17 protein-coding genes, 1 pseudogene and 1 riboswitch are annotated in these 20,358 nt (G+C 41.9%); of the genes and pseudogenes, 7 read left to right on the top strand and 11 right to left on the bottom strand.

Annotated features, from left to right (window positions below):
• Positions 1-166: 166 nt before the first annotated feature.
• Complete coding sequence (locus N5O98_RS09440; protein WP_118161421.1) at positions 167-1,579, top strand: aminotransferase-like domain-containing protein; 1,413 nt, start codon at positions 167-169, stop codon at positions 1,577-1,579.
• Here the strand turns inward: N5O98_RS09440 and N5O98_RS09445 are convergent.
• The gene (locus N5O98_RS09445; RefSeq protein WP_004309073.1) at positions 1,571-2,767 is read right to left on the bottom strand and encodes an aminotransferase-like domain-containing protein; all 1,197 of its coding nucleotides are present in this window, start codon (positions 2,765-2,767) and stop codon (positions 1,571-1,573) included. The genes N5O98_RS09440 and N5O98_RS09445 overlap by 9 nt on opposite strands.
• Before the next feature lie 249 nt (positions 2,768-3,016).
• Between N5O98_RS09445 and N5O98_RS09450 the strand changes: the two are divergent.
• Positions 3,017-3,235, top strand: a pseudogene (locus N5O98_RS09450) (hypothetical protein).
• Positions 3,236-3,282: 47 nt separating this feature from the next.
• Here the strand turns inward: N5O98_RS09450 and N5O98_RS09455 are convergent.
• From N5O98_RS09455 to N5O98_RS09480, 6 genes are all read right to left on the bottom strand, one after another.
• Positions 3,283-4,239, bottom strand: a complete 957-nt coding sequence (locus N5O98_RS09455; protein WP_004299140.1) for a bifunctional helix-turn-helix transcriptional regulator/GNAT family N-acetyltransferase — start codon at positions 4,237-4,239, stop codon at positions 3,283-3,285.
• A 138-nt stretch (positions 4,240-4,377) separates the two neighbouring features.
• Entirely contained in the window at positions 4,378-5,751 is a 1,374-nt protein-coding gene (locus N5O98_RS09460; protein ID WP_004309072.1) for an MATE family efflux transporter, read from the bottom strand.
• A 93-nt stretch (positions 5,752-5,844) separates the two neighbouring features.
• Positions 5,845-6,579 (bottom strand): alpha/beta hydrolase, encoded by a 735-nt coding sequence (locus N5O98_RS09465; RefSeq protein ID WP_004299138.1) that lies wholly within the window; start codon positions 6,577-6,579, stop codon positions 5,845-5,847.
• 80 nt (positions 6,580-6,659) lie between these two features.
• Positions 6,660-7,190: a GNAT family N-acetyltransferase gene (locus N5O98_RS09470; RefSeq protein WP_004306419.1), complete on the bottom strand. Its 531-nt coding sequence runs from the start codon at positions 7,188-7,190 to the stop codon at positions 6,660-6,662.
• Positions 7,191-7,203: 13 nt separating this feature from the next.
• Positions 7,204-7,830 (bottom strand): CatB-related O-acetyltransferase, encoded by a 627-nt coding sequence (locus N5O98_RS09475; protein ID WP_004306418.1) that lies wholly within the window; start codon positions 7,828-7,830, stop codon positions 7,204-7,206.
• 71 nt (positions 7,831-7,901) lie between these two features.
• Positions 7,902-8,372 (bottom strand): Lrp/AsnC family transcriptional regulator, encoded by a 471-nt coding sequence (locus tag N5O98_RS09480; protein ID WP_004299136.1) that lies wholly within the window; start codon positions 8,370-8,372, stop codon positions 7,902-7,904.
• A gap of 178 nt (positions 8,373-8,550) precedes the next feature.
• Between N5O98_RS09480 and N5O98_RS09485 the strand changes: the two genes are divergently transcribed.
• Both N5O98_RS09485 and N5O98_RS09490 read left to right on the top strand, forming a co-directional pair.
• On the top strand, positions 8,551-9,837 hold the full coding sequence (locus N5O98_RS09485; protein ID WP_118161420.1) for an O-acetylhomoserine aminocarboxypropyltransferase/cysteine synthase family protein: 1,287 nt from the start codon (positions 8,551-8,553) through the stop codon (positions 9,835-9,837).
• A gap of 68 nt (positions 9,838-9,905) precedes the next feature.
• On the top strand, positions 9,906-10,145 hold the full coding sequence (locus N5O98_RS09490; protein ID WP_004306417.1) for a hypothetical protein: 240 nt from the start codon (positions 9,906-9,908) through the stop codon (positions 10,143-10,145).
• 102 nt (positions 10,146-10,247) lie between these two features.
• On the opposite strand, the gene N5O98_RS09495 is transcribed toward N5O98_RS09490, so the two are convergent.
• Positions 10,248-11,156 (bottom strand): mechanosensitive ion channel family protein, encoded by a 909-nt coding sequence (locus tag N5O98_RS09495; RefSeq protein WP_004299133.1) that lies wholly within the window; start codon positions 11,154-11,156, stop codon positions 10,248-10,250.
• Positions 11,157-11,283: 127 nt separating this feature from the next.
• Positions 11,284-11,380: riboswitch (TPP riboswitch) on the top strand.
• Position 11,381: 1 nt separating this feature from the next.
• On the opposite strand from N5O98_RS09495, the gene N5O98_RS09500 reads away from it, so the two are divergent.
• Genes N5O98_RS09500 through N5O98_RS09510 form a run of 3 tightly spaced genes read left to right on the top strand, consistent with a single transcriptional unit; the run spans position 11,382 to position 14,878 of the window.
• The gene (locus tag N5O98_RS09500; protein ID WP_118161419.1) at positions 11,382-13,631 is read left to right on the top strand and encodes a TonB-dependent receptor; all 2,250 of its coding nucleotides are present in this window, start codon (positions 11,382-11,384) and stop codon (positions 13,629-13,631) included.
• Positions 13,632-13,643: 12 nt separating this feature from the next.
• On the top strand, positions 13,644-14,255 hold the full coding sequence (pnuC, locus tag N5O98_RS09505; protein ID WP_004306415.1) for a nicotinamide riboside transporter PnuC: 612 nt from the start codon (positions 13,644-13,646) through the stop codon (positions 14,253-14,255).
• Complete coding sequence (locus tag N5O98_RS09510) at positions 14,252-14,878, top strand: thiamine diphosphokinase (RefSeq protein ID WP_004306414.1); 627 nt, start codon at positions 14,252-14,254, stop codon at positions 14,876-14,878. The genes pnuC and N5O98_RS09510 overlap by 4 nt, the downstream gene beginning before the upstream one ends.
• 132 nt (positions 14,879-15,010) lie before the next feature.
• On the opposite strand, the gene thrC is transcribed toward N5O98_RS09510, so the two are convergent.
• From thrC to thrA, 3 genes are all read right to left on the bottom strand, one after another.
• On the bottom strand, positions 15,011-16,312 hold the full coding sequence (thrC, locus tag N5O98_RS09515) for a threonine synthase (RefSeq protein WP_004309069.1): 1,302 nt from the start codon (positions 16,310-16,312) through the stop codon (positions 15,011-15,013).
• Positions 16,313-16,325: 13 nt separating this feature from the next.
• A complete protein-coding gene (locus tag N5O98_RS09520; RefSeq protein WP_004326439.1) occupies positions 16,326-17,534 on the bottom strand; it encodes a cofactor-independent phosphoglycerate mutase in 1,209 nt (402 codons plus the stop codon).
• 99 nt (positions 17,535-17,633) lie between these two features.
• Positions 17,634-20,069, bottom strand: a complete 2,436-nt coding sequence (gene thrA / locus N5O98_RS09525) for a bifunctional aspartate kinase/homoserine dehydrogenase I (RefSeq protein ID WP_004309067.1) — start codon at positions 20,067-20,069, stop codon at positions 17,634-17,636.
• Positions 20,070-20,358: the final 289 nt, after the last annotated feature.

A 20,358-nucleotide genomic window follows, 5' to 3' on the forward strand; every position in this document is an offset into this window, starting at 1 on the left:
CAAACGAAAACTCATTAGGCAACGAAAAAGATATTCCATTCAAGGAAAACAACTAAAAACAGCATAGCGGCAAATTACTTCTTATGCGCTGAAGTACCCCACAAAACAGATTAAACACAACAGATACAGACATCATTTTTGTATCTTTGCCGGATACAGAATAAACATGAAAAAAGAAATCCTATATCAAAAGATAGCCGGCACTATCGCCTGGCAAATAAAAACAGGTATATGGAAAGCAGGCGAGAAATTACCTTCTTTACGTACTATCAGCAATGAATATGGCGTAAGTTTAAATACAGCCATTCAGGTATATTATGAACTGGAAAAGGAAGGATTCATCATTTCCCGCCCCAAATCAGGGTACATTGTCAATTATAAGCCACTAAATTTGTCTGCGCCGGCAACAACGCAGCCTTCCGCTCAATCTCCGGGAAAGGAAGAAGCAGACTTAATCATGGAAGTATATCATTCCATCGAAGATTCGTCTATCACCCGTTTTTCGCTGGGAATACCGGAAGATGTTTTATTGCCTATTGCCAAACTCAATAAAGAACTGACCAAGGCCATGTATTCACTTCCGGGGAACGGCACTAGGTATGAAGACCCTCAAGGAAACATTCGTTTGAGAAACTATATTGCCCGTTTTGCGTATAGCTGGAATGGAAATCTGACCGAAGATGATATTGTTACTACCACAGGAGTAACCAATTCCATCTCTTTAGCATTATCTGTTATTGCTCAAAGAGGAGACACGATAGCTGTTGAAAGTCCTGTTTATTTCGGGATATTACAGTTGGCCAACAGTATGGAGCTTCATGTGCTGGAACTGCCGACCAATCCTGTAACAGGCATCGAACCCGATGCTTTAAGAAAAGTATTGCCGCAGATCAATCTATGCCTGCTTATCAGTAATTTCAGTAATCCGCTTGGGAGTTGCATGCCCGATGAACATAAGAAAGAGATAGTACAGATGTTGGCGGAACACAATATTCCTCTGATTGAAGATGATTTATACGGCGATGTATTCTTCGGACATTCACGCCCTAAGCCATGCAAAGCTTTCGATGAAAAGGGACTTGTGTTATGGTGTGGTTCTGTATCAAAGACGTTAGCTCCCGGTTATCGGGTAGGCTGGATTGCCCCCGGTAAGTTTAAGGATGCTATTATTCGTCAGAAACATATTCATTTAATATCCACTCCTACCCTCAACCAAGAAGCCATTGCCAACTTCATGGAGAACGGCAGGTATGAGAATCATTTACGCAAGTTGCGCCATGAGCTACATTCCAATAGTCTTCATTTGGCACAAGCTATTACCGACTATTTTCCCGAAGACACTAAAATCATCACTCCACAAGGAGGTTTTATGCTTTGGGTGGAACTGAATAAAAAGATTGATACCACGGAGCTATATTACAAAGCGATGCAACATAAGATCAGCATTGCTCCCGGACGCATGTTTACTCTGCACGACCAGTACAGAAACTGTATGCGCTTGAGTTTCGGTCAGCAATGGAGTGCTTTCATTGAAGAACGCTTGCAGGTTTTGGGAAACATTATCAAAGAATCATTTTGATTGACTGATATACTCCTTTACCACTTCGCCGAGGGTTTTAAGTCCTTTCTCTATTTTGTCTTCGGGCATATTAGAGTAGTTGATCCGAAGCGTATTTTCCTTGTTTCCGTTCGGATAAAAGGAGCCTCCCGGAACAAAAGCAATCTTTTTCTCCAGGCTTCTGACTAAAACATCACGTGCCGAAATCCCTTCGGGAAGTTCTATCCATGTAAATAATCCGCCTTCGGGACGAGTAAACTTTATAGTATCAGGAAAATAACGTTCTATACTTTCAATCGCCACATTTCTGCGTTTTCTGTATACTTCTACTATTTTGGCAATATGTTTATCAATATCATAGCGCTTCAGGTATTCGGCGATGGTCATTTGGGCAATAGTGTTGCATTGTAAATCCGTACCTTGCTTGACCAATACGTATTTGCGGATAATCTCTTTATCCCCCGCAATCCAGCCAATCCGGAAACCGGGACAGAATATTTTCGAGAAACTACCTGTACACAGGATATTTCCAGCCTCATCAAAAGACTTTATAGATGGCAAAGACTCTCCTTCAAACCTTAACTCGCCGTACGGATTGTCTTCAATAACCGCAACACCATACTTTGCGGATAATTCAGCCAGCTTCCTGCGTCTTTCCAAACTCCACGTTTTTCCTGTAGGATTTTGAAAAGTAGGTATTGCATATATCAGCTTTATATGAGGAGTATTGCTCAAAACATCTTCCAAAACATCCATCATCATACCGTCCCCATCCGTAGGAAGTTCAATAAAGCTACATCCATACGCTCTGAATGCACTGATTGCAGCCAAATACGTAGGGCTTTCGCAAAGTACGATGTCTCCCTCGTCCAGGAAAACTTTTCCGGATAAGTCCAATCCTTGTTGCGAGCCATGGGTAATCAGAATATTATCTTTATCGAAAGTCGTGCCCAAACGTTCGTTCATCCGGTTGGCAATCCATTCGCGCAAAGGGACATAACCTTCTGTTGTGGTATATTGGAGCGCTTTCGTACCTGCCTCTTTCAATACGATCTGATTGATCTCATTGATTTCATCTATCGGAAAAAGTTCCGGAGCAGGCAGACCACCTGCAAACGAAATCACATCTTCCTGTTCGGTAACTTTTAATATTTCTCTTATTTCCGAAGCCTTTATATAAGACATTCTTTTAGCAAAATTCAACTTCATAACCTTTAAGTATATTAGGAGATTAAAACAACACTGCAAAGTAAATCAAAAAAGAAAGACGAGAACAGATACACTTTTTTATATATTGACAGGTACAGATGACTGACTTTTCAAAGGATAAGTATATGAAGTTAATCTCCCCGATTACTTATTTCGTCATGAGTAATCAGGGCATTCGTCGAATAATCCTATACAGAACCTTGTTTAAACCTACCTTTGCACTGAAAACAAAAGTAATTGATAGTAACTATGGAAGAGCAAATACTAATTTTTCGCACCTCGGTAAAGAATGTACGGGATATCAAACATATCGCAGCGCTGTTCACCCTATGTCCCCAAATCTACAAATGGAATGTAGATATGGAGGACTAGGAAAAAGTGTTGAGAATAGAATGTCAGGGAATCACCCCGACTGAAATATCAAAGGCATTACGCGCTATCAACATTTATGCGCAGGAACTGGAATGAAGGGGCAATGCGCCCCTTAATAAATTCACCATCCACCTTTTTCATTTTCACTCTTCAATCATTAATTCCATCTGTATGTCTCCTCTTTCATAAGTCGTGTGATATTCGGGAAGTTCCTTGAAGCCCAACTTATGATAAATATGGATAGCCGGTTTCAGACGCGTATTGCTCTCTATAAAGATTCTTTTACCACCAAGCTCCTTCGCTTTATTTACAACTGCTTCGCAAAGCAGTACTCCAATACCTTTGCCCTGAACCTTAGGGCTGACAGCCAGTTTGGCCAACTCATAATCATAAAGCGGATGATCCATCTTACACAAAGCACATACACCGACCGGCTCATCTTTATAAAGAGCCACCAAAATAGCTCCTCCCTTATCCAGAATATATTCCTTTGGATGATCCAAAGCCTTGTAATCGGCCTCTTCCATCCGAAAATAAGCAGTTATCCACTCTTCGTTAAGGGTCCGGAAGGCAGATTGATAGCAAGGTTCATAAGGAACTATTTTGATGTCCTTACTCTCTCGTTCCTTTTTCGCTTCCTTCACCCGCTCCAACAGGGATTTATCCAACAAAAGATTCTCCCATTCTTCGATAGCCTCCCAAAGGTCATTCCGGGTTTGCTGCGTGATTTGCTCAATAGCTGCCGTAACATCTATACACTGTTCCGAAAAAGAGTCGGACATTCTTTTTCCTTTGGCAGATAACATGACCATGTTTCTTCTCCCGTCGGATTTGTCCTTTGTCTCCTTCACTAATCCTTTAGCTACCATTTCTTTAATAATATTACTCACGGAAGGATGAGAATGACCAATCTCTTTGGCTATGGACGTAATGGTTTTTGCCTCCCCACGTGATAATACAAAAAATACAGGAAACCATTTCGGTTTGAGGTCTACTCCAAACATTTTATAGATGGCGGCTGCATCTACTGTTATTTTATCGGTCAACATGCGTAATCTGCTACCGATGGCTAATTTGCCTGTCTGATTAAAAAAGTCCATGTTTTTATTAGTTGCGTCACTAAATACGTAATTGATTACGCAAATATATTAGCTTTTTATAATATGAACAAACATTTTTCGCAAAAATACGTAAGCCGTTACATAATTAGTTATATTTATGGATAAACATCAGGAAATTTAGCTTATGTGCAAAGTGCTCCTTTGGATTTTTCCCAATATTTTGGGGAACTGCCAGAAGAACAACAAAGTACAACAAATTGCCGCTGTCGCATCGGATATTGCTTCAGCCGCATATACACCGGCTACTCCCATAAAATGTGGCAATATTAATGCCAATGGGATCAATAGGATTGCTTTGCGCAACAAGGCTATGAAAATAGAAATTTTTGCTTGTCCCAAGGCTACAAACATATTTTGGCAGGCTCGTTGCAATCCGAAAATAGTCATACCACCCAAGAAAACAGGCATTGCCCAGCGGACTGTTTCTATCAATCTTTCATCACTCGTAAAGGCGGAAGCTACTGTTGAGGGGAAAAGAATCATAAACAACATCAGCAGTAAGTTGAATGAGAACATGGTTATCAATGCGACACGGAAACAGTCTTTGACACGTTGTTTATCGCCGTGCCCATAATTATAACTCACAATAGGAACGAACCCTTGCGCAAATCCTGTTAATGGGACACTTGCAAATTGCATCGCACTTTGCAAGATGGTCAATGCGCTGACATAAATATCTCCAAAATCTTTCAGGCTGCTGTTCAGAACAAAGCCGACCAGGCTTTCGGTACTTGCCATAATAAACGGTGATACGCCCAAAGCAAATATAGAAAGTATTATTTCCCGGTTCAACGCCATATAACGTTTTTCTAAAGGGAGAGAGGCGTGCCGGGAGAAAAGGAAAGTTAAAACCCACACTGCACTACATGCCTGTGAAAGCACTGTAGCCAGAGCTGCACCTTTTACTCCCATATCGAGCCAAAAAATGAAAATCGGGTCGAGGACGATATTCAACAGTGCTCCTATTAATACCGAGTACATGGCGATAGCAGGACGCCCTTGTGCATTGATAAAAGAATTTAATCCTGTGGATATTTCTACGAAGATAGTTCCTAATAAATAGATAGAAAGATAGTCGACTGCATACTCCAATGTATTTTCTGAAGCTCCTGTAAAAAGTAGAACCGGCTCCATAAAGGTATATGCGATGAGAGAAGTAAACAAGGTGAATAGTATCAGCAGGATAAAACCATTACCCAGAATTTTTCCGGCACGTGAACGATCCCCCTGTCCGAGTGCGATAGCCGCTAACGGCGCACCGCCACCTCCTACTATCGCTGAAAAAGAAGAAATCAGTATAACAAGAGAAGTCGTTACTCCTACACCCGCCAATGCATCCGTACCAATCCCAGGGATATGACCAATATAAATACGGTCGACCATGCTATAAAGCAAATTAACAAATTGCGCTGCCACAGCCGGAAGTGCCATCTTAAAAACAAGCGGTAACATGCGCTCTGTCCCCAGTCGTTCTTCATATTTATTTATCATCCCAAACTTCTTTTTCTAAAATCAGTTGCAAAGTTATAAGAAAAACAGGCTTCCGATTTAAAACCATTGGATAAAATAAATATAATACATCAGTTATCTCCGTGTAAGAAATCCATAGATATACTGATTGATAAGGTTGTGTTGTTCTTCCGTTCCATTCTCCCCCATATTACTATGCGTTATTCCGTCCAATTTCACAACCTTCATCCGGAATTGTTCCTGCTCCTTTTCAGTGGGTAATACTCCTGAATCCGCATCATAATCGCATCCTCTTAACGTATAAAGTCGAGGATTCCGTGTTCTAGGCATTATCATTCTGCGATGATCCATAGATATGGCTTTATTTATCAACTGCGGATATCGGGTAGCAAATAACATGGTCATATCTCCGCCATTGGAATGTCCTATCAATATAAAGTCATTCCAATTTAATTGTGGCTTCAATTTCTTAAATTCCTGAATAGTAAAAAGAATATTTGCCACTCCCCTTTCCCAATTTGGCATGCGTGTTTCCATGAAATTACCTTCCATGGCCAAAAGAGGATCATCTGCCAATTCATGTTGTATGCTTATTACGTAAAAGCCTTTCTGGGAAAGGAATCGTGTTAGATAGGCATAAGTCTGATTGGACTTATTATTTTTATTTCCATCGTAGCCGTGGCTAAATATAATGACTTTTGTTTTCGAATTCACTTTGTGCGGCTGATAGACGGCTAGCGGTATCACTCTGTTTCTTGAAGCATCAAAAAGGCAAGTCGAAAACTCTATTTGTGAGAAACAAGAGAGTGCTGATAATAAAAGAACAAATACAATAATTAGTTTCTTCATGTCTATGATGTGATATTTATTATTCTATAAATCTAAGAGCAACTGAATTATAACAATGAATGCATAATGTAAGGAAGGGATTATAAAATGATTTTCTCATAAAGTTTGAACCACTCTAAACCGTAATGACCCAATCCTAAATCTACGGTATCAATGTATTCGAACCCACACTTTTCGTACAATGAAATAGCCGGAAGATTTTTCTCGTAAACATCTAACCGCACAGACTTTATCCCCGAACTTTGAGCCAATTCCAATGAATAATCCATTAATGCATGCCCTACTCCTATTTTCAAAAAAGAAGGATGTACAACAAAAGTATGTATCACAAAGATATGACTATAGTCCAGTTCTATTTTCCATTTGACATTCTCATAAGCCTTTTCCGGTTGATGATTTAAAATGACTGAACCGACAATTCTTCCATCATATCTTGCTACGTAAAGCGTTTCATCATTTACACCGGCAACCGCATCTTCCCGAACAGGATAAACACCTTTTATCCACCCGGGATAATTAGTCGTAGCAGCCAGATAATCATTCAGTTCATCATACAGCTTTTCCAGTTCATCTATATCAGCAGAAGTTCCGGGCTCTATTGTAAATTTCATATATACACACTGTTTATCTTTTTATCAGTTCTTCAATCTTTCCACCTGTAATATAAGGTATACATTCGGATATCTTCTCAATACTCCAATCCCACCATTGCAATTTCTGCAATTGGACAATCGTATTCTCATCAAAACGCTTCCGGATTTCTTTGGCTGGTGTCCCACCTACTATCGTATAAGGAGGAACATCTTTAGTAACCACTGCCCGCGACGCAATAACCGCTCCATCTCCGATATGAACTCCTGCCATGATAACAGCTTCATATCCAATCCAGACATCATTACCTATTACTATATCCCCTTTATTATCCCAAGCAGAAGTTACATCTCCTTTATCTAAATTCCATTCCTCAAAAAAGATAGGAAACGTATAATTGGATAAAGAACCCAATGTGTGGTTTGCGCTGTTAAAAAGAAATTTGGCTCCACAAGCAATGGAACAGAATTTGCCAATTATCAATCGGTCTTTATTAATCGGATAATGATATAATACATTGTTCTTCTCAAAAAGAACAGGATCATTTACAAAGTCATTGTATATTGTATAATCACCTACCATAATGGCAGGATTCTTAATCACTGTATTCAGATAAACAGTCTGGAAATCATTGGTGCGAGGATATGTTTTTGAATTCATTGTGTCAGCAGAAGAGGATTTATATTACATAGCAAATATACAAGATAAATTTCAGACTATCACACAACGAACTAAATATGTATCCCATATTGATGCTTCACTTCAGCCATTACAAACGTGCTTTCCAGTGATCCTAAGCTATCAATCGTCCCCAACACATTCAGAATAAACTCCTGATAGTATTTCATATTGGGAGCATGAATCTTCAACAGGTAATCATAACTTCCTGATATGTTATAACATTCGGTTACTTCAGGAATATCCTGTATAATCCGTGTAAACTCGGCTGCTATATCCCTGTTCAGACGTCTAAGCTTCACACTGCAGAATACGACAAATCCCTGATTCAGCTTTTCCGCATCCAATACGGCAATATACTTCTTTATATATCCTCCACTCTCCAACCGTTTAAGACGTTCAAAAACAGGAGTTGAAGAAAGGCTCACCCGTGCAGCCAACTCTTTTGTCGTCAATCGGGCGTTTTCTTGCAAAGTACGGAGTATTTGCAAATCGACTCTATCCAGTTTATCAAAAGTATCCATAAGAAAAATATTCTTCTAAAAGGTGATTTCTAGGAATAGCACAGTTGTATTATTCCATATAATGGCACAAAAATAGCATTATTTTCTATATTTCAGATATATATTGTTCGATATATCTTCATCCAATAACTTTGCAAGAAAATAAAGAAAGAATATTAAACTTAAAAAATATACGATTATGGCAACAAAGAATTTACATTTCGAGACTTTACAAGTTCATGTAGGACAAGAACAAGCAGATCCGGCAACAGATGCCCGTGCAGTACCTATTTATCAGACTACTTCTTATGTATTTCACAACTCCGCTCACGCAGCCGCACGTTTCGGCCTGCAGGACCCGGGAAACATCTACGGTCGTCTGACCAACTCCACTCAAGGAGTTTTTGAACAACGCGTAGCCGCTCTTGAAGGAGGAGTAGCAGGGCTGGCAGTTGCTTCGGGTGCCGCTGCTATCACTTATGCTTTCGAGAACATCACTCGTGCAGGCGACCATATTGTGGCAGCCAAAACTATTTATGGAGGAAGCTATAACTTACTGGCTCATACCTTACCCAGTTATGGCATCACAACAACATTCGTTGATCTAAGTGATTTATCGAACTTTGAAAAAGCCATTCAGGAAAATACGAAAGCCGTATTTATCGAGACATTGGGAAATCCGAACTCAAATATCATTGATATAGAGGCAGTAGCTGAAATAGCCCACCGCCACAAAATACCTTTGATTATTGACAACACATTTGGTACCCCGTATTTAATCCGCCCTATCGAACACGGAGCAGATATCGTAGTACATTCCGCAACAAAATTCATTGGCGGACACGGTTCGTCATTAGGAGGAGTCATTGTAGATTCGGGCAAATTCGACTGGGTAGCTTCCGGCAAATTTCCACAACTAACCGAACCTGATCCATGCTATCATGGCGTACGCTTCGTTGATGCAGCCGGTCCGGCTGCCTATGCCATCCGTATCCGGGCTATTCTGCTGCGCGACACAGGTGCCACCATCAGTCCATTCAACGCTTTTATCCTGTTGCAAGGCTTGGAAACTCTTTCCTTGCGCGTAGAACGCCATGTAGAAAATGCATTGAAGGTAGTGAATTTCTTAAACAATCATCCGAAAGTGAAGAAAGTGAACCATCCGTCATTATCCAATCATCCTGACCATGCACTGTATCAACGTTACTTCCCGAATGGTGCCGGTTCCATTTTTACTTTCGAGGTAAAAGGCGGACAAGAGGAAGCACACCGCTTCATCGACAGCCTGGAGATTTTCTCCCTACTTGCCAATGTTGCCGATGTGAAATCATTGGTGATCCACCCGGCAAGCACTACCCATTCACAGCTCAATGCACAGGAACTCGCCGAACAGGAGATTTATCCGGGCACCGTACGTTTATCAATTGGAACGGAACATATTGATGACCTGATTGCGGATTTGGATCAGGCGCTTGCCAAAATCTAACATTCAATCATTGAACTTTCCATGACTGCAAGATGTTATACCTATATAACATTAAAAACATTGCAGTCATGGAAAAATATTTAATACACAGCAACGAACTGCATCTGATAGACGCAGAGAAAATCCATCAAGCCGTAGAAAAAATGGTGGAATCACTCGATTTAGCCGCAGGATCAACCACTAACTTCGATCTCTATCAGGTTGTGGAAAACTACTTTAAAGATCTCGAGAAAAGGAGAAAAATTAATCATGTACTGGGAATCAAAGAAGATAGATATGAACTAGCCGAAGATTTCGGTATAAAATAAAAAAGAGATTTATTCAATCACACCAGACAAGTTTTCCAAAAAATAAGGGAGTTGCACGTTAAGTACAACTCCCTTATTTTTTGAATTATCAGAGTATAACAATCAATTTCCCTGATGCACAGTAAGCTGTGGGAAAGGAAAGTTAATACCTTTTTCATTGAAGGTTTCGTAAATTGCTTTATTGGTATCGAAATAAACACCCCAATAATCTCCGCTATTTACCCATACACGTACCACCACATTCACACTGCTGGCATCCAGCGCATGAAGAGCTATAAACGGAGCAGGTTCATTCAAGATACGTTTATCTTCAGCCAGAATATCACGAACTATCTGCTGAACCTTATTGTAATCTTCTCCATAATCTATACCAATAATCCATTCTACACGGCGGGTTTCCTGGTGACTGTAATTAATCACTACTCCACTACTTAATGAACCATTCGGTATATAAATCAGTTTATTATCCCCAGTAGTAAGGATGGTATGGAATATCTGAATTTCTTTTACTGTACCGGCTGATCCCTGCTGTGTTTCTATCCAATCGCCAACTTTATAAGGTTTGAACAAAAGAATAACCAGTCCGCCGGCAAAGTTTTGCAGATTACCGGATAAAGCCATACCGACAGCGACACCGGCGGAAGCCAATAAAGCCGCAAATGAAGTTGTCTCAACTCCCAAGGCACCGACAACAGAAATGATTAACAGGATTGTCAACAGAATATTGACCAGACTTCTAACGAAAGTTTTGATACTTACATCTACTTTTCGTTTATCCATCAGACGCCTGATGAATTTGTTGAGCAGCGAGATGAGGAAACGTCCGACGACAAAGACAAGGACCGCAATCAATATACGTTCTCCGGCACGAATACCGAAGTCTATCAATTGTTGAGTAATCAGCGAAAGCTTATCCAATCCGTCAGCATTGGCAATCGCCTCTTTCATTAATTCGTCTGCAGCCACTTGCACAGAGTCCGCAGCTTGTGTTGCTTGCAATAATAGTAGCATAATTAAATATATATTAAGTGAATAAATGCAGTTTTGTTATTTCAACAATTTACAAAGTTATATTGTTTTTAGTGAATCTAAAAGTTTTTTTTGCTTTCCTCCTGCAAAAGCAGTATTTTTGTCACCGATTCACTGGTAGGGGTGCCTTAACATGACGGGCTGAGAACATACCCATAGAATCTGATCCGGGTAATGCCGGCGTAGAGAACTAATTAGTAAGCAAAAATGAAAAGAATTGTATGGATGGCCGTCGCCTTATTGGGCGCAGGTATCACTGTTCATGCACAGACGAGTGCAAAGGATAGTATGAGAGTAGTAAACCTGCAAGAGGTGCAGGTAGTGTCCACACGTGCCACAGCCAAAACTCCCGTGGCATTCACCAATATAGGCAAAGCAGAACTCAAAAAGGTAAACTTCGGACAGGATATCCCCTATCTGCTAAGTATGACTCCTTCCACACTGACCACATCGGATGCAGGAGCTGGTATCGGCTATACGACACTTCGCGTACGTGGAACCGATGGCACACGAATCAACATCACGGTAAACGGCATACCGATGAACGATGCCGAAAGCCATAACCTGTTCTGGGTGAATATGCCCGACTTTTCTTCTTCCGTAAAAGATATGCAGGTGCAGCGCGGAGCAGGTACATCGACGAACGGAGCAGGTGCTTTCGGAGCCAGTGTCAATATGCAAACCGAAGGTGCATCTATGAAACCATACGCCGAATTCAATGGTTCATACGGTTCGTTCAACACGCACAAGGAAACAGTGAAAGTGGGAACCGGCCTACTCAATAACCACTGGACGTTTGACGCCCGCCTTTCCAATATCGGTACGGACGGATACATAGACCGTGCTTCGGTGGACTTGAACTCTTACTACCTGCAAGGAGGTTATTTTGCAGAAAACACATCTGTGAAGCTCATTGCATTTGCCGGAAAAGAAAAAACATATCATGCTTGGGGATACGCAACAAAAGAGCAAATGGAAAAATTCGGCAGACGCTACAATCCTTGCGGGGAAATGTACACTGATGCCAACGGCAAAAAATATTATTACGACGACCAAACAGATAATTATCTGCAAAAGAATTATCAGCTTCTCTTCAATCATACTTTCTCGACAGCCTGGAATCTGAACGTTGCCTTACATTATACCAAAGGTGACGGTTATTACGAAGAGTACAAAGACAGCAGATACCTGATAGAATATGGTTTAAAACCATTTACAATAGATGGAACCGAAGTATCTAAAAGCGATTTAGTCCGTCAAAAGAAGATGGACAACAAATTCGGCGGCGGCGTTTTTTCTCTCAATTACACGGCTAACAGGCTAAATGCGTCTCTGGGAGGTGGTTTGAATCAATACCGGGGCAATAACTTCGGAAGAGTTCCCTGGGTGAAAAACTACGTAGGTTCTCTATCTCCCGACCATGAATATTACCGCAACAAATCCAAGAAGACCGATGGAAATATTTATCTGAAAGCGAACTACGATCTTACTAGAGGACTAAGTGCTTATGCCGATCTTCAGTATCGCCACATCAACTATACCATCGACGGAAACAATGATAAATATGACTGGAGTAAGAATGCGCTGCGTCCACTGGCAGTAGATAAAAAGTTCGATTTCTTTAATCCGAAAGTAGGATTAAACTGGAACATCACTTCCAACCATCGTGTCTATGCCTCTTTCTCGGTTGCTCAAAAAGAGCCAACAAGAAACAATTATACGGATGGTGATCCGGACTCGTACCCCAAAGCAGAAAAGCTGCTCGACTATGAAGCGGGATATACCTTTGCCAACCAATGGCTGACAGCAGGTGCAAACTTCTACTACATGGACTATACCGACCAACTGGTTCTGACCGGAGCCTTAAACGATATAGGTGAAGCACTGACCGAAAACGTGCCGGACAGTTATCGCATGGGAATCGAAATCATGCTGGGAATCAAACCGTGCAAATGGTTTCAATGGGATATCAACGCTACATGGAGCAAAAACCGTATTCAGGATTTCGTAGAGAGCCTGCCGGGCTACCACTATAATGACGACGGTAGCTCTACTTCTCTCCCGACTATTCAGATAAAGCATAAAGACACTCACATTGCTTTCTCACCGGACTTCTTACTCAACAATCGTTTCTCATTCAATTATAAGGGATTCGAAGCTGCCCTGCAATCACAGTTCGTGAGCAAACAGTATATGACAAACGCAGAAGTTGAAGAACTGACTCTTGATAAGTATTTTGTCAGCAACCTCAATCTGGCGTACAGCTTCCGTCCCAAGAAAGTACTGAAAGAAGTCACCGTAGGATTTACTGTATACAATCTGTTTAATGAAAAATATGAAAACAACGGCTGGGCATCAAGTGACTACACCGATACGCTGGAAAATCGGGGAAACTATGCCGGATATGCTGCACAAGCAGGAACAAACGTTATGGGACATGTTTCTTTCCGCTTTTAATCACACAGAGTTATGGAATTGAATTTTCTGGAAATATTCGGTACGATTGTCGGGCTGATCTACCTTTGGTTAGAGTACCGGGCAAGTATCTACCTTTGGATAGCGGGCATTGTGATGCCTGCCATCTACATCTTCGTATATTACAAAGCCGGATTGTATGCTGACTTTGGCATCAATATCTACTACCTGATAGCTGCCATCTACGGCTGGTTCTTCTGGATGTGGGGACACAGGAAAAAGAAAGGTCAACTGACGACAGCAGATGCTTCAACCGGTGACACCCCTAAAGATCTTCCTATCGTACATACTCCGGGAAAATGTTACTTGCCTCTTTTTCTGGTATTCGTCGTTTCTTTCCTCGGTATTGCATGGATACTGATAGCATATACGGATAGCAATGTTCCCTGGCTAGATAGCTTTACTACCGCATTGAGCATTGTCGGTATGTGGATGCTGGCACGCAAATACGTCGAGCAATGGTTTGCCTGGATTCTTGTGGATATTGTCTGCTGCGGACTTTATATCTACAAAGACCTTTATTTTACTTCCGCTTTGTATGGACTTTACTCCATTATAGCTATCTTTGGCTATTTTAAGTGGAAAAAATTAATGAGCATACAATGAAATACGAACACTATACTCCCGAAGCCGTGATACTAGCCAATGGCGAATATCCCAGCCATCCTCTTCCCCTGCAAATGCTGAAAAATGCAGAATTTGTAGTTTGTTGTGACGGGGCTGCCAATGAATATATCCTGCGTGGGCATACCCCCGATGTAATTATCGGTGACGGGGATTCTCTTTCACCGGAATATAAAGAACTTTTCTCCCCTATTGTACATCAGATAGCGGATCAAGAAACGAACGACCAAACCAAAGCTGTTCATTTCCTGCAAAAGAAAGGATTCCGAAGAATTGCCATTGTCGGAGCCACCGGCAAACGGGAAGATCATACATTAGGAAACATCAGTCTGCTGATCGACTACATGAAAGATGGTATCGAGGTACGTACCATTACCGATTATGGTATGTTTATCCCCGCCAAAGACACGCAAGCTTTCGCCTCTCATCCGGGGCAACAAGTTTCTATTTTCAATTTCGGAGCGAAAGGATTGCAAGGAGAGGGATTAGTTTATCCTCTTAGTGATTTTACTAATTGGTGGCAAGGAACGCTTAATGAAGCAACAGCAAATGAGTTTACTGTTCATTGTACGGGAGAATATTTAGTATTCTTAGCTTCTATATAAACTATATTGCAATTATCCGGTTTATGCCACCCTATTGTCACAATTGTGCCACCTTGTTGGCACGACCGTGACACTTCGATGGCACAACCGTGCCAACAAGGTGGCACAAATTCATTCATAGGAAGAAGAGGATTAAAGCGTCAACAAATACTTCTTGAAGTCCGCAAAGTCTTTTGTCATTTGAAGGCTTTTTTTCTCGCCTTTCATAAATTCCTGCAATTTGGCAGGGATTTCTACCGCTTCTCCAATAATGCTTTCCACTGTTTCGAGGAACTTGGCAGGATGAGCCGTTTCAAGGAATACACCTGTTTCTCCCTCTTTCAAGCCTTCTACCAACGCACGATATCCACAAGCACCATGAGGATCAAGGAGATAATGATGTTCTTTCCAGGTTTCCTTCACCGTTTCGCGGATTTGCTCATCGGTATAAGTTGTTCCTGAAATCTCGGCAGAGATATCAGCATGTGAACCACTATATAAATCGAGTACGCGGGCAAAGTTACTCGGATCGCCTACGTCCATAGCATTAGCAATCGTTGCGATAGACGGACGGGGATTATATTTACCTGTCTGCAGATATTGATAGAAAATATCGTTGCGGTTATTGGCAGCAATGAAACGCTTCACGGGTAAACCCATCTTCTTGCCAAACAATCCGGCGGTGATATTTCCGAAGTTTCCACTAGGTACACAGATTACAGCATTATCAGCTTTTCCGGCACGTTTCAATTGTGCATAAGCATAGAAATAATAGAATGCCTGCGGCAAGAAACGGGCTACATTGATGGAGTTGGCAGAAGTCAACGAAAGGTGTTCATTCAATTCTTTATCCATGAAAGCAGATTTCACCAATGCCTGACAATCATCAAATGTTCCGTCCACTTCAAGCGCAGTAATATTCTGTCCGAGCGTAGTGAATTGCTTCTCCTGTATTTCGCTCACTTTTCCTTTCGGATAAAGCACATACACATGAATACCTTCCACACCCAGAAAGCCGTTGGCAACAGCACTTCCCGTATCACCGGAAGTAGCTACCAATACATTGACATTCTTTTGTCCTTCTTTTTTAATGAAGTATCCCAAAAGACGCGCCATGAAACGACCGCCTACATCTTTAAATGCTAACGTCGGTCCGTGGAAAAGTTCAAGTGAATAGATGTTATCTGCCACCTTAACCAAAGGTACATCGAAACTTAATGTATCATATACAATCTGTTTCAGCGTATCGGCAGGAATATCCTCACCGAAGAAAGCATCGGCTACGCGATAAGCAATTTCCTGAAAGGATAAACTATCAATCGTATCGTAAAAGTCCTGTGGAAGAGGTTTGATAGACATAGGCATAAACAGCCCTTTGTCGGCAGCAAGCCCTTTTACCACCGCTTCTTGCAGTGAGGCAACAGGTGCTTGTTTATTCGTACTATAATATTTCATAATCTGTGGTGACTTATTTCATGAATTCTTTTATAAACTCGTCTTCTTTCAGAAGTCCGTAACTACCGTTGCAAGCGGCTATTTCATCATACATCTGCACTTCGTCCGGCTCGATACCCGGATACCAGATAAGAAACGGAATGGGATCAGATGTATGAGTACGAAGCTCACAGGGAGTAGGATGATCGGGCAATACAGCAATGGCTACCGGTTCGTCCCAATCTTTCACTGCTTCATAAATAGGACCTACGGCACGTTTATCAAGATTCTCGATAGTGAGAAGTTTCAAGTCGATGTCTCCTTCGTGTCCGGCCTCATCACTGGCTTCGATATGCAGATAAACAAAATCATCCGTCTTCAATGCTTCCAAGGCAGCGGTCACTTTGTTTTCATAGTTCGTATTATAAAGTCCGGTCGCTCCCTCTACTGCGATGCGACGTAAATCAGCATAGTAACCGATTCCGTTTATCAGATCGACAGCCGAGATGACTACTCCTTTCTTTACCTGTGGGAAAGTCTCGGAGAAAGTAGGCATCTGCGGACGGTAACCGGGGCTCCAGGGCCAAATACTGTTCGCAGGATCTTTACCTTCTGCCATACGTTTCAGATTCAATGGATGATCTTTCAGCAGTTCCTGTGATTTCAGAATCAGGTCGTTAATCAGATCTGCCGTTTCTTGTGCTTCCGGAACCAATGGTTTCACCATCAATGGACGGAAAGGTTTCAAAGGTACATCATGCGGAGGTGTACAATCCAGTTCTTTATTACCTCCCTTGATAACCAATAGATGGCGGTACTGAACTCCTGTATGAAAGCGTACGCGGTCATTGCCCAGCTTTTCTTGCAGATATTGAATCAATACATCTGCTTCTTCTGTAGATATATGTCCGGAGGAGTGATTCTTCAGAATTTCTCCTTCCACACAAATCAAATTACAGCGCATTGCCATCTCGCCCGGTTTCAGATCCACACCAATACTGGCAGCTTCCAGCGGTCCGCGACCTTCATATACCTTTGGCAAATTATATCCCAACACGGACATATTGGCAACTTCACTACCCGGATGGAAACCTTCCGCCACAGTAATCAGGCGGCCGTTACGTCCCATGCGAGCTAGCTTATCCATATAAGGCGTCTTTGCATATTGCAGGAGCGTCTTGTCCCCTAATGACTTTACTGGCCAATCGGCCATTCCGTCTCCCAATATGATAATATGCTTCATAAATTGAAAATTGAGAATTGAGAATTAAAAAATGAAAGAAAGCCTTAGATCCGTTTCCGAATGGTATTTCTCAATTTTTAATTCTCAATTTTTAATTTATTAAACGTTTGCGATACTCATGATGTCGGCAAATACTCCGGCAGCCGTTACGCCGGCACCGGCACCGTATCCTTGAATCATCATCGGATATTCTTTATAGCGTTCCGTAGTGAGCAGGATAATATTGTTGCTGCCTTCCAAGCCGTAGAACGGATGGTTGGCTCCTACTTCCTGCAGGCCGACGGAGGCTTTTCCATTCTCCAGTTTGGCGACGAAACGCCAGTGCTTGTTTTCTTTTTCCAATACCTGGCGACGGGCTTCAAAGTCTGCGTCGAGACTTGGAACACGTTTCCAGAAATCTTCCAGAGAACCTTCGAAGAAGTCATTCGGAACAAAGAGGTTCTTTTCAACATCTTCCTGTTCCAGACGGTATCCGGCTTCACGTGCCAGAATCACCAGTTTACGGATCACATCTTTTCCACTCAAGTCAATACGTGGGTCCGGTTCAGAGTAGCGTTCTTCCTGTGCCATTTTGATGGTACGGCTGAAAGGAATATCGGCGCTGATTTTATTAAATATATAGTTCAGTGTACCGGAAAGCACCGCTTCAATCTTCAGAATCTTGTCACCGCTATGAATCAGGTCATTAATTGTATTGATGATCGGAAGACCTGCACCTACGTTTGTTTCGAACAGATACTTCACACCCCGTTGGCGGGCAATCGTTTTCAGTTCACGATAGTTTTCATAAGCGGAAGAAGCCGCAATCTTATTGGCTGCTACCACAGAGATATTGTGTTGCAGGAAATCTTTGTAAAGCGATGCGATGTCAGCGCTGGCCGTACAGTCTACAAATACAGAATTAAAGATATTCATTCCGATAATCTCGTCGCGGATGGTTTGCAAGCTGCTGTCCTTGCCCTTTTCCAACAGTTCTTCACGGAAGTTGGCGAGGTCGAAACCTTCACGGCTGAACATTGCCTTGGCTGCATCAATGATGCCTACTACATGGAGTTTCAGTCCGTTTTCCATCATCAGCTTTTGTTGCTGGCAACGAATCTGTTCTACCAGACTACCCCCTACCGTACCGACACCACAGATAAAGAGGTTCAATACCTGATATTCGGAGAGGAAGAAAGAGTCGTGGATTACGTTCAATGATTTACGCAAGGATTTGGAATCGACCACAAAAGAGATATTAGTTTCCGAAGCTCCCTGTGCACAAGCGATAACGTTGATACCATTACGTCCCAGTGTACCGAAAAGTTTACCTGCGATACCCGGTGTATGTTTCATATTCTCACCTACAATAGCCACTGTTGCCAGATTTCTTTCCGCCAAAATCGGAGAAATCTCCCCCATCTCTATTTCTTTCGCAAATTCTTCGTTCAGCACTTCACAAGCCAGGTCGGCATCGGCATTACGCACACCGATAGAAGTACTGTTTTCCGATGAAGCCTGTGAGACGAGGAACACGCTGATTCCATTCTTTGCCAATGCTTTAAAAATGCGGTAGTTTACACCGATCACACCTACCATACCAAGACCCTGAACAGTAATCAGACTTGTGTCGTTGATGGAGGAAATCCCCTTGATAGCCTTGCTCTGCGGGTTGGAAACTTCTTGTTTGATAACCGTTCCCACTCCATCCGGGTTGAATGTATTCTTTATTATAATAGGAATATTCTTGTGACATACGGGATAGATAGTCGGCGGATAAACCACCTTTGCGCCGAAGTTACAAAGTTCGGTCGCTTCTACGTAACTCAATTCCGTAATCGTATAAGCAGTCGAAATGACACGCGGATCAGCCGTCATAAATCCATCTACGTCCGTCCAGATTTCCAGACTTGCCGCATCCAGCGCCGCAGCAATAATGGCAGCCGTATAGTCCGAGCCACCGCGTCCGAGGTTTGTTACATCCCCTGTCGTTTTATCCGAAGAGATGAATCCCGGCACCAGCGCTACTTTAGGAATAGACTGGAAAGCCTCTTTCACCAGTTTATTAGTCAATTCTGTATCCAGCGTGTGCTTGCTATGCTTTCTTTCCGTCTTGATAAAAGTGCGCGAATCGAACCATTTTGCTCCGTCAATCAGTTCGGTAACGATGATGGATGAAAGACGTTCACCATAGCTGACGATTGTATCCGAAGTCTTCGGGGAAAGATCTTTAATCAGGTAAATTCCCTGAAAGATATCCTTCAATTCGTTCAGCAGCTCGCCAATCTGACGTTGCAACGATACTTGCTTTTCTCCGGCAGGAATCACCTCCTTAATCATCTCCACATGACGGTAAACGATTTCGCGAAACTCACCCTCATAGGCTGAATCTCCCACTGCCGCCATCTTCGATGTATTTATCAATTTGTCAGTGATGCCTCCCAATGCGGAAACAACTACAATTACCGGCTCATTTGCCGACTCTACAATTCTCTTTACGCTTAAAATGCTGTTCACGGAACCTACGGATGTTCCGCCGAATTTCATTACTTTCATGAAGATACTTATTTAAATGCAATGTCCTGCAGTTTGCTTTTTACAGAACGATTGGTTGTTTACGAATAAAATTGAATTTGAATTTTGCCTGCTTATACAAGCGTGAATCACGTAGATACACAAAAACTATCCATTAACCCCTAAGGGTCATGGTACACATGGATGTGACTGTATGTGGATAGTACTTCATCATAGTCCTTGTTTCTACTCTTGTTTTTGATAAGTGTCGCAAAAGTAATAATAAAAACGTTCAATCTATCACTTTTTTCGGTTTTTTTCTGATAAAAAG

Source organism: Bacteroides sp. LFL-34 (genome assembly GCF_027257075.1).
GTDB lineage: Bacteria > Bacteroidota > Bacteroidia > Bacteroidales > Bacteroidaceae > Bacteroides > Bacteroides ovatus.